We start from the raw sequence: 10,188 nt of genomic DNA on the forward strand, positions 1-10,188 counted from the left end.
GGGTTGTGGATTCTATGGCGTTTTCCCCAGGGTAGCTCGTTCCTCCCAACCCTGGGCTTTGAGGCGCAATCCCGTTGGGATAGGGAGGAAGCCCTCCGAACTTGTGGGTAATGCTCAGGGCACGACACCGCTTTTCCTTCACGCCACCCTATCCCCTCCCGCTCACCCATTAACCTACAACACCCCCAGCCACTCCGTCGCGCGTAGGAAAAGCGGAGACATGTCTCCGCGCTCCATAGCGCCCCCTCTCTAGGAAGCCCTGTTGAGTCGAATACGATTACGAATGGGATCCCGGTTCTCCATGGCCTTCACTTTGTCTTCTCTGCGTATCTACAAAGCGTCGGCAATGGTCCCCGCTCTTTCCTTCCCATCCGTGTGATCCGCGTGATCCGTGGGCAACAACTTGGGTTCCGGTCCCGTTCGATTGAGGGGGATGTTGAACCGCTATGGACGCAAAGGACGCGGTGTCCGAGAGGAAAGAAGAGTCCTGCTTTTCTTACTCCGACGGCCCCCCATCGAGTCCATCGCTAATCCATTGCCTCTTCACGACGCGGCTACGGGGTAAGCACAGGCGATCTAGGGCGTCGCTGGCCCCAGCAGGCTCCGATTTGAGTCGTCGGCGGGATCGTCGGGACGCGGGTAGTCGCGCCAGAGCCAGCGGAGCATCTCGGGCAGCATCGCCCCACCCTGCTTGTTGGAATGCGTACCGATACCCCAGCAGTAATTGACGTCGTATCCCTTTTCAGTCAACGCGCTCACCATCCGCCGGTTTTGCGTATGCCAATCCCACTTCGGATCATAGGATCCATCCCTCCGGCGACCTCGATTGTCGTTCAATCCATCCTGAAGAAAAATGCGAATGGGCTTTCGCTCGCTCGCACGAACCATATCCGGATAGGCGTGCCCCCCCCGGATATTGGTAAAACTCCCAATCGTGCTCAGCACTTTGCGAAATTGATCAGGCCGATGCCAGGCGACCGTGAACGCACAGATGGCTCCCGAGCTGGCTCCGCCAATCGCTCGATCGTCCGGGTTGGCACTAATGTTGTAGTCCTTCTGCAAGGTGGGCAGAAGCTCCTGCACAATCATGCGGGTGTAGTTATCGTTGAGTTCGTTGTACTCCGTCGGACGGTTATTGATCCGATCACCCCAGTCTTCGGGCGAGGATTCCTTCTGATCCGGACGTCGGCCAGGGTTGATGAACACCGCCAGCGTGACCGGCATCTCGCGGCGGTAGATCAGGTTGTCAAAGACAAACGGAACCCGGTAGTCGCCATTGGTTCTCACGAACGCCTGACCATCTTGAAAGATCATGAGCGCGGCCGGTTTGCTGGCGCTGTACTGGGCGGGAACGTATACCCAGTAGTGTCGGGTGGTGTTGGTGAAAACCTGGCTGGCGAGGGTCAGCGGGCCGATGACTTTGCCTCGCGGCACGCCTTCGTGAGGCTGTGAATCCGGCCCCAGCAGATAGACATCGTCGGTGGGCGCGCCGAGCCCTGGAAGCGCGAAACTCAGAATCAGGGTCAGGAGGAGGAGCGGTGAGGTCCATCGCGGAAAGGGCCAAGGCTCGTTCAGATTTGAGCGGAGTTGAGCTGGGTGCATGGGAGATTGGTAGCCTGCCTAGTCCAGCCGAGGCAAGCGATGAGTGAGATCAATGGGATTCCGACTCCGTCGGGAGAGTGGGATTTGAAGAGGGTGAGTATTCAGGTTGCGCTCCGCCCCCCCTCGGGGACGATTTTGAAGTGGGTGAGAATGGTGGTGAATTCGCGACGGAAGCGGTGGCATTGTGCCGGGCTTTCAGCCCTTGATGGGCGGAGGATGTTCACCTGGGGTTTGTCACCCCAGGCTGGGATGGGACGCACCGTTGGCGCTCAAGGGCAACGATTCACTGGACCGATGCAACCCAGCTTAGACGAGTGAGCCCAGATCCGTAGGGGCTCCACCAGTGGCGTTAGACTCCACGGGCCAAAGGCCCAGCACCATCCCAGCCTGGGGTGCCAACCCCAGCTGGCCATCCCTCACACACGCCGAGGGCTGAAAGCCCGCACCATCGCGGGAGCCCACACGCGGAATTCAGTCTGAATCTCACCCACTTCTAATCATCCCCCCCCGTCGGAGGGATGGATGCTTTGGCCTTCCTTTATGCACTGCTCTATCGGAAACTGGATCGAATTGAGTTGGCTGATAGGGCACCACGTTTTAACGCACGCATATGGCTATTACCGACGAAGAGATCGCACAGCACACCATCACGTTGGAGAAGCAATGCTGGTCGACCCACCGACCGTCCTTGAAGGTTTGCCTGCCGTGATTACATTCTCCCCCGAACGCAGCCTCATCAATGCCATGAAAACGACATCCACTCCTTGCCTGCGGGGGGGCCCCTTGTTTCTTACCCTATTGATCCTGCTCCCCACCACCGCCGGGGCCCATACCGAGTCGGGAGTGATCGGTGGGGTGCTCAGTGGGTTCAAGCACCCGCTCACCGGACTCGACCATATGCTGGCGATGTTCGCCGTTGGACTGTGGGGTGCCTTTCTCGGCACCCGAGCCATGTGGACGCTGCCGGTGGTATTCCCGGTGGTCATGGCCTTGGGCGGTGCCGCAGGCGTGCTAGGGCTGCCGTTGCCGGCTGTTGAAACCGGCATCGCCCTTTCGGCGGTGGTGCTCGGAGCGATGGTCGGCTTGGCACTCAAGCCGCCCCTGTGGGTCGCTGCCGTTCTGGTCGGGATCTTCGCCATCTTCCACGGACACGCACATGGAACCGAGCTGCCTAAGTCGGACAATGCCCTGGCCTACGCCATCGGATTCGTGATCGCCACCGGATTGCTGCATTTGTGCGGAATCGGGGTGGGCCTGGTGGTTCGCTGGCCTTGGGGAAAAGTTGCCGTGCGCGTGGGGGGCGGCATTATCGCCGCAGTGGGCTTTGGCTTCCTGTTCGGGTTACTTTAGCCATGGTCAGGCCATCATTTCCTTGGATCGGTCGATTACTCGTGGCCCTCATCTTGACGGGCCTGCCTGGCATCGCTCACGCCCATTCGCCGATCGCAGGAGCGGGAGATGTCGTCAACGGAGTCCTACACCCCCTGCTGAGCCCAACCCATGTGCTCGTTCTGCTCGCGCTGGGCCTCACGGCTGGACGGGGCCAGCAATCCGAGCTGAGGTTCCCCATGTTCGCCTTCATTCCTCTCTCCGCCCTGGGTTTGTTTCTGACGACCACCGGGTGGGTCGAGACGGTGCATCCGACGATCCTCATCGGGATCGCCCTCGTTCCTGCCGCCCTCCTCGCGTTGGAGAAGATCCCTCCTCGGAGTGTTCTGACCGCTCTCTTCGGCTGTGGAGCGTTGGCGCTGGGACTGGATTCACGCGTGGAAAGCGGCTCGGCGTCCTCGGCGAACAAGGTTCTGGTGGCGAATTGGATCAGTCTGAACGTCCTCGTGGCTGACGTGGCCATCTATGTGGGTCTGCTGGGAGCGGCAAAATGGTTCAAGATCGCGCTTCGGATTGCCGGATCCTGGATGATCGCCATCGGCGTGATGGTGCTCGCGTTCGCCTTACGGCGATAGCTTTAGCCACAGCCGGAGATCAAAGGCTGGCAGCCCCGATCGCCGTTCGCGTTGGAACAGGGTCCGTCCGGATAGGTTCTGGTTATCGTCCTCAAAGTATCACTGACATCGAACCAAATGTGGCAAATCATTGAATTCCTCGGTTGGACGGGATGGTTAATTGGCGCCATCTGTTTGGTCGGCTTCCTCTGGCAACGCGACGTCAATCGGCAGCGCGAGAAGGACGAAGCGGCCAAGGATGACAACCCGCACGGCACCGCCACCCAGCCGGGCGAAGGTGATTAACCTCAGCTCAATGGCCCGCTAAACAAGCCAACCACGCGAAACCTGGAAGGCGTGCAGAGTTCGGGGAAACCTACCAGGAAAGGACTAGTTTTGGCGTTTGAAATTTCCGACGGTTGTTCCCCATCGGGTCCCTTGGGTCCATCGCGGTTTAAAACTCGGGCCCCGTTCCGTTCGGTGGGGAAGAGGTTGAACCGGCAGGCTGGCTAAGGGATGGATTGGAGGCAGACGCCGTTCGGAATACTTGCTCGTGGACCTGCTTGCGCCTTTCAGGGAAGTAAACGACGCTAGGGCCCGAAAGTACCATGGAAACCGAACCATCGAACTCAGGGCCTCCCCGTGAAGGCCGGCTACTTTTCGCTCAGCGGACCTGGATGCCACTGCTCTTGGGCGGCGGGTCATTGGGTTTCTTGCTGCTAGCGACAGCGTTCAAGGGGTTGGCAATCCTGACTTGGCCTTCCCTGGCCGGAGTGGGGGTCGCCCTGGTCTACCTTCTTATCCAATGCGGTGTCAGACTTTATGAAAGGCGATGGAAGGCGACGCTATTCGCCTTGTTGAGGCTGGGCGGATTGGGCTTGCTGACAATCCTGGCTCTGGGAGCCTTGCTTTTTTCTTCGATGTTCGGGCCCTCCGAGGACCACTTCGCCGACAATTTGATGATTCCGGAGAACATCGAAGTCGCCGAACCGGAGAGCGGCGAAAGTGCCGTGAACAAGCTCGAAATCAACGAGAGCACCGACCCATTCCAGAGTGCTGTCCGCCAAGCCCTAGCCCTCCCGGGAGGAGACCAGGTTGAGTTCGCTCCGGAGATGCCTTCTTTGCGCCGGGCAGCAACGGACCACGCACAGACATTATCTGACTACCTTGAGGCTTCGCCGGATTGGCATGTATTCATCGAGCAGGGCAACCGTTTCGCGGCACGACGCTGGAGCTATGGAGGGGAACCCCGAGATACACTGCACGGTTACATCTCCGAGTTCAGCGGGGATGCCCGTTTCCAAACTCGCTGCCTGCTCTGCCTGGACCGAAAGCAATGGAGTCGATATAAGGTCCAGCATGTGGAGGAAGGATCGAAATCAGTGACACCTAAGTTGACGCTGGGTAACGACCTACATGAGAGTCGGGTGATGATTGAGTGTGGGGGGGTGTGGGTCGAGATCTTCGAGCAATCGAGCAAACCCGAGCGCCGCATCACCAAGGCTACCCTGAGCGCGCTTCAAAGCGAGTTTTCAGAGTTTGAGAAGCAACCCGAAGCCACCCTGGCGAAGGCTCGAGCGAAATCTCGTCAACTGGCGGTTCAACTTGCCGGCACGAATCGTCACCCGTTCCGATTGCTGACCGGCATGCAACCTGGCATCTACGGCGTGGTTTACGCTCTGAATCCCGGCGAGCCGGGCGCGGTTTACCTAAAGGCCTTCGAACTAACTCAGGGCACGCCACTTTCGAGTGCCCGACTTGCCGCGTCATCGAAAACCCGCATGACTTGGTCACCCCAGTCAGAAGAGAGATTTGGAACCAAGGCGGGATTCACAATCTATGAGGGTGATTGGGGCAAGCCGTATGCTGCCCGATTCGAAGTCTGGTTCCAGCCCGACTCCGCTAGTCCCGAACGCAAGCTCGCTGAACGGATATTCAAGATCGAAGGTTGGCAGAGATAAGCAAAAAGGTCCCGGTATGACATCCTCTTCAAAGACTCTAATCTCCCGAATGCGCGACGCAAACCGTTTGAAGTTCCGGCAAGGAGTTAGCGAAGAACTCAACCCAAGGTCGCCATGGGCAAATGCTTTGCTCCGCATTGCCCTTGTGCTTGCTGGCTTATTACTGTCGTCTTGTTCCTCAGTTTCCTCCCATCCCAGCAGGGCACAGATTCCTGCGAACCTCGATGACGCCCATCGGATATTAGCCAAAACACTCCGCTCAAGTGATCTAGCCAGCATCAAAGCGATGCGAAACGAAATCGAAATGGCTCAGTTCCACATGGGCCTGGGCTTGTGGATGAGAAATGAATGGGGTCTTCGAAAAAATTCTGCGCTCGCGCAGTTCTTCCTGCAGAAGGGAAATGTATCGGCAGACGACATGTCCAGCATCGTCCTAGGAACGTTTTGGTGCAAGCTGCATGACCAACCCTTCAGGCTTGAAGAACGCATCGCCTCCTTTCAAGCCAACCGGCGCTCGATGGAGAAACCGAAAGGTGGAAGTCCTAAGGATGGAGCCAGGATTGAGTGGGTGGTGAGTTACGGAAATCCTTCAACCCGAGTTCACCTCGGGATAAGCACTTCCGACGGGAGCTACTGGCGTTATGAATACGGAAGTGGTCGTGGCATCGAACCGACGACGCAAATTGAGGCTCAAGAACTAGCTGAGCTTAAGGAGACCTGGAGGAGCCTAGGGAGCACAGAGGAGATTCTGAACAAATGAGAGCCCCTTCGCGCTCGCCTGCCGGAGATGAGTGAACAACTCCAAGAAAGCCACTAACTGATCGATGACGCATGGGCTCTTGTGGACGCGGCTACGAGGTAAGCACGGACGGCCCTGGCCTACCAGGGCGCGAGTGGAAATCAGAACTATAATCCTCATCGGAACGCTTCGCGGTCAAATCTCGCCCTACCCGATATCGCCGGCTCGCATAGCATGGACACGGCCATTTCAGCACTCCAACTGAAGTCTCATCGTCTACAATAACGAAGTGCTGGCAGTGGGTTGTGGATGCTTTGACCTTCCATTCTTGAACCCTCTATCGGAGACTTCAGCAAGTTGCGTTGTTGGATAGGACGCCGTTTTACAAAGCAAATCTATGGCTTTCACTCAGGAAGAAGTCGCCCAGCACACGATCACTTTAGAGAAGCATTTTTGGTCAACCAAACGTCCGCCGCTGAACCTTCGCCATCTAATGCGCGAAGGCCAGCGCTTCTCGGCCTCCGCCATTGAGTTGTTCTTCGTGAGGCCCCGGTTCAACCGCCCAGGCCAAACTGTCGAGGAACCCATCGCCAAGATACGATATGTGCGCCGACGGAACGTCTGGCTCCTGTTCTGGAAACGCGCCGACCTCAAATGGCACAGTTATCCACCGCAGCCGGAGGCTGAGTCGCTCGCCGCCGCCCTGAAGATCGTCAAAAAGGATTCCAACGGCTGTTTCTTCGGGTGAGTTAAGCCATTCCGCTTTCGAATCCCGCGCGGCTCCGAAGCTTCTTTCCCTTAAATGCTCCCGCCACCATCCTCCCGGTTATGCCATGAGAGTCCTCGCTCAGAATCGACGGCTTAAGCTCTGGATGCGGAGGGTGGTACTTGGCCTGATCTCCCTCATCCTGATTTGGACACTCGTCCGACAGCCCGGGACAGGTGCGGGTGAATTGATGGTCACCTATGTCTGCCAAACAAACGATGCGTCCGGAGGCACTTTGGCTCTGTTCAGGATCACCAACCCGGGAGGACGGCGGATCCAATTCGGCGTGGGGACGGTGCAGCTCCAAGGCGCGGAAGGCTGGCCCCCACTCTGGATGCTCGGCGAAGGAACCAGCGACTGGGTGGCCGTGGAGGCGGGTTCAAACGTGGTGGTGTCGGTTTCCCCTCCCGTGCCGAGCGCCGACGTCGCGTGGCGCATACCCCTCATTTATGAGCGGGATCCTTCTTCGCTGGTCGGTTTTCTCGATAACAATCTCGGTCGAAGCTGGCGCAAGCGCAGCTCGTCATTCGCAGTGGGTCCGGCGATGGTGGGTTGGCCCTCCAGCCCGACGGTGCAACTTACAGCGCCTCTCCCCACGCGTCCGGCGGCCCAGCCATCCACATCGACAACCGAACCCCATCGTTGATCCATGTCCATACTTACCCCCTAGCCTCCCAGGTAGGAGATCCTTGCTTCCTCGAGTGATCCACTGAATCCCTCGCCCAGAACCCGCAGGGTTCACAGAAATTAGCCGGGGCGTGGCGAGCAGAAACACCCCCGGCCTGTCGGCCCTCGTTCTCCTGCACCCGGAAAGGCGTGCCACCAGCCGGCGAGTAGACTGACGAACGGATCAGAATACGCACGCCTCAGGCCAGTGGCATCGCTGCGCGATGCTCCAAATTTTTGAAGGTTCCCGGGGTGCGAGCACCCCGGGCTAATGTCTGTGAACCCTGCGGGTTCGGGCTCCCAACGGCAAGGTGAGAAACTCCCCATGCTTTTCCATCTGTGTCATCCGAGAAATCCGTGGTCACCCTTGGCGTTTCTGGTCTGAACTCCGATCCGCAACTCCCTAGAAGCTCGAAAACGAAATCGAACATCCTAAAGCAACCGCGAGCCTACGCCTTTAGGGATTCTCTGACTTTTCCGGTTCGTAATCAAAGGACATCGTGACCGGGCGATTGTCCGCTCCAACCTTCTCATGCATCGCTTTAGTCCATGCCTTGAAGGGCCCAGCCTCGAGAACCGCGCGTTTGCAGAGGATGACTTGCGATTCAGGCACCTCACTCCGCTGAACCTTTAGATCGCCGATCGTTCCGTCAAACCGAAGTTTGAAGGTCAAAACAACGCGCCCCGTCTTGGACGTTTGGGCAGACTTCCTGCATAGTCTCCACCAACTCTTTCGAATGGCCGTAATGACAACACGATCGTAATCGTTGAAAGGAGAGAGGTTGAGGTCATTCCTCGGCTGGGCAGAGTCTGGAATTCCTTTAACCTGGCCGAACATCTTGGGATCATCGGCCAGGAGAGCAAGGGAAGAAAAGCCAAGCGCCTCCTGACGCACTCGACTATCCCGAGGGGGGGAAGACTTAAGAATCGGCCGGATCTCTCGTCCACCGAGGCCTTTTTCGTTTGCTGCGAACGAGTTGCTTACGGCGATCAGGACCAGGCCCATCCATCCGGATCTACGGAGGAGGAGCCTGAGCTGATGGCCAAGAGGAGTCCAACGACGCAACTGTGCACCACACCGCGGAAGGGAAAAGGGCTTCATAGATTTCTCTTGCGCACTCTACTCGACAGCAAATGCGATTCGTCAAGACCGCAACCACAAACACGAAGACAGCGATGAACGGGCGCAACCCAAACGAGCAGGAAGCTACTTACGGAAACAAGGCCTTCATGAGCGGCTCCCGCCACTGGCGGGCTTCGCGATCGTAAACGCCGAAGCCGGCGCCGAACTCCCAGTAGGCCCAGTCGAAACCCCGCCGCTCGCATTCTCGAGCGACCGCAGCCGTCCAGCGCGAACGCGATTCGGCATCGGCTTTTTGGTAGCTCCCAAACTCTCCCACATAGATCGGACGTCCGTGTTCCTTCGCCCAAGACGCGACACCCTCGAGATCCTTGCGCAAGGCCTGCATTTCCTCGTCCGAGCCAGTCCACTTGCGTCCCATCCAGCGGTCGGAATCCTTCACCCACTCGGCCCCCTGATGCGTGAACGGGAACGGGAGATAGTAGTGAACCGTCACGAGCAAGTTCCGATCGCTTTCCGGGAGCTTCAATTTGCTTAAAGCACCGATGTTATTCCAGTTCCCCGGACCCACGACCACGATCCTCGTAGGATTCGTCTGGCGGACTGCGGCCAGTGCCCTCGGGAAGAAATGGTTCCAAGCGTCCTCGGTGAGCCGGGCATGCGGCTCGTTCAGAAGCTCGAAGAAGAGTGAGCTGGGACGCTTTTGACAATGCTCGGCCAACTGTCGCCAGATCGCCACCCACCGATCGACGTGGTTGGTGGGGTCCTGATCCATGCCTTCGTAATGATGGACGTTCAGGACCACCTTCAATCCCACTCGCTGCGCCTCATCCAGCAGGCCATCCACCTTCTGCAGGAAGTCCGGTTCGATCCTGTACGGAGCCTGCGCGGCCGCGTAGTCGGACCACCGGACCGGCAAGCGGACATGATGAAATCCGCCTTTCTTAATGATGCTGAAATACCCTGGCTCCAATTGGATTCCCCAGTTCGCTCCTCGAGGCGCTTCCAGGGCATTGCCGAGATTCACGCCGGGACCGAGGCTGGCCACCGTCGCGGGAGCGGCGGTGAGATCCCAGCCAGCGAACAGGCAAGCCAGGAACAAAGGAAGCAAACGACAAGACCACGCGAGCGACAATCGGCGAGAAATGTGCATGAAAGAATGGACGTTGAGACGGCGCGAGAGCTTCAATGAGGCACAGGACACTGACCTTGATCTCCACAAGCCCGGACTGGACAAGTTGGGCAAGACTCGAGTTTCCAGCCTTGGCGGCGGGAGGCCCGAACCCAGCGGGTTCAAAGAAATTAGCCAACAGCTGAGGTGAACCAATCAAGGTATTTTTTAGGTTAGGCCGCCATTTCTTGAGCGATCTGGCGAGCGCGTTTTGCGATGGGAGCTTTGCGTTGTTCGAGCTGTTTTAGATACAACTCAT

Annotated in this window: 10 protein-coding genes; 7 read left to right on the forward strand and 3 right to left on the reverse strand. The window is 58.1% G+C overall.

What is annotated here, in order from left to right; translation table 11 throughout:
• Window positions 1-576: 576 nt before the first annotated feature.
• On the reverse strand, window positions 577-1,602 hold the full coding sequence (locus JNN07_18315; protein ID MBL9169701.1) for an esterase family protein: 1,026 nt from the start codon (window positions 1,600-1,602) through the stop codon (window positions 577-579).
• 744 nt (window positions 1,603-2,346) lie between these two features.
• Between JNN07_18315 and JNN07_18320 the strand changes: the two genes are divergently transcribed.
• From JNN07_18320 to JNN07_18350, 7 genes are all read left to right on the forward strand, one after another.
• Entirely contained in the window at window positions 2,347-2,952 is a 606-nt protein-coding gene (locus JNN07_18320) for a HupE/UreJ family protein (protein ID MBL9169702.1), read from the forward strand.
• Between the two features lie 2 nt (window positions 2,953-2,954).
• The gene (locus tag JNN07_18325) at window positions 2,955-3,566 is read left to right on the forward strand and encodes a HupE/UreJ family protein (protein MBL9169703.1); all 612 of its coding nucleotides are present in this window, start codon (window positions 2,955-2,957) and stop codon (window positions 3,564-3,566) included.
• 117 nt (window positions 3,567-3,683) lie between these two features.
• Window positions 3,684-3,851, forward strand: coding sequence for a hypothetical protein (locus JNN07_18330; GenBank protein MBL9169704.1), 168 nt, complete (start codon window positions 3,684-3,686; stop codon window positions 3,849-3,851).
• A 302-nt stretch (window positions 3,852-4,153) separates the two neighbouring features.
• A complete protein-coding gene (locus JNN07_18335; GenBank protein ID MBL9169705.1) occupies window positions 4,154-5,506 on the forward strand; it encodes a hypothetical protein in 1,353 nt (450 codons plus the stop codon).
• A 49-nt stretch (window positions 5,507-5,555) separates the two neighbouring features.
• Window positions 5,556-6,266 (forward strand): hypothetical protein, encoded by a 711-nt coding sequence (locus JNN07_18340; protein MBL9169706.1) that lies wholly within the window; start codon window positions 5,556-5,558, stop codon window positions 6,264-6,266.
• A gap of 376 nt (window positions 6,267-6,642) precedes the next feature.
• Window positions 6,643-6,993 (forward strand): DUF3024 domain-containing protein, encoded by a 351-nt coding sequence (locus tag JNN07_18345; GenBank protein MBL9169707.1) that lies wholly within the window; start codon window positions 6,643-6,645, stop codon window positions 6,991-6,993.
• Window positions 6,994-7,078: 85 nt separating this feature from the next.
• Complete coding sequence (locus JNN07_18350; protein ID MBL9169708.1) at window positions 7,079-7,657, forward strand: hypothetical protein; 579 nt, start codon at window positions 7,079-7,081, stop codon at window positions 7,655-7,657.
• 477 nt (window positions 7,658-8,134) lie between these two features.
• On the opposite strand, the gene JNN07_18355 is transcribed toward JNN07_18350, so the two are convergent.
• Complete coding sequence (locus tag JNN07_18355) at window positions 8,135-8,779, reverse strand: hypothetical protein (protein ID MBL9169709.1); 645 nt, start codon at window positions 8,777-8,779, stop codon at window positions 8,135-8,137.
• Between the two features lie 109 nt (window positions 8,780-8,888).
• Complete coding sequence (locus JNN07_18360) at window positions 8,889-9,911, reverse strand: glycoside hydrolase family 5 protein (GenBank protein ID MBL9169710.1); 1,023 nt, start codon at window positions 9,909-9,911, stop codon at window positions 8,889-8,891.
• Between the last annotated feature and the right edge of the window lie 277 nt (window positions 9,912-10,188).

The organism is Verrucomicrobiales bacterium, from assembly GCA_016793885.1.
Lineage (GTDB): Bacteria > Verrucomicrobiota > Verrucomicrobiia > Limisphaerales > UBA11320 > UBA11320.

Excerpts from the sequence above, each read along its gene's own strand:
- JNN07_18315 (MBL9169701.1), bottom strand. The coding sequence starts at position 1,602 with ATGCACCCAGCTCAACTCCGCTCAAATCTGAACGAGCCTTGGCCCTTT.
- JNN07_18320 (MBL9169702.1), top strand. The coding sequence starts at position 2,347 with ATGAAAACGACATCCACTCCTTGCCTGCGGGGGGGCCCCTTGTTTCTT.
- JNN07_18325 (MBL9169703.1), top strand. The coding sequence starts at position 2,955 with ATGGTCAGGCCATCATTTCCTTGGATCGGTCGATTACTCGTGGCCCTC.
- JNN07_18330 (MBL9169704.1), top strand. The coding sequence starts at position 3,684 with ATGTGGCAAATCATTGAATTCCTCGGTTGGACGGGATGGTTAATTGGC.
- JNN07_18335 (MBL9169705.1), top strand. The coding sequence starts at position 4,154 with ATGGAAACCGAACCATCGAACTCAGGGCCTCCCCGTGAAGGCCGGCTA.
- JNN07_18340 (MBL9169706.1), top strand. The coding sequence starts at position 5,556 with ATGCGCGACGCAAACCGTTTGAAGTTCCGGCAAGGAGTTAGCGAAGAA.
- JNN07_18345 (MBL9169707.1), top strand. The coding sequence starts at position 6,643 with ATGGCTTTCACTCAGGAAGAAGTCGCCCAGCACACGATCACTTTAGAG.
- JNN07_18350 (MBL9169708.1), top strand. The coding sequence starts at position 7,079 with ATGAGAGTCCTCGCTCAGAATCGACGGCTTAAGCTCTGGATGCGGAGG.
- JNN07_18355 (MBL9169709.1), bottom strand. The coding sequence starts at position 8,779 with ATGAAGCCCTTTTCCCTTCCGCGGTGTGGTGCACAGTTGCGTCGTTGG.
- JNN07_18360 (MBL9169710.1), bottom strand. The coding sequence starts at position 9,911 with ATGCACATTTCTCGCCGATTGTCGCTCGCGTGGTCTTGTCGTTTGCTT.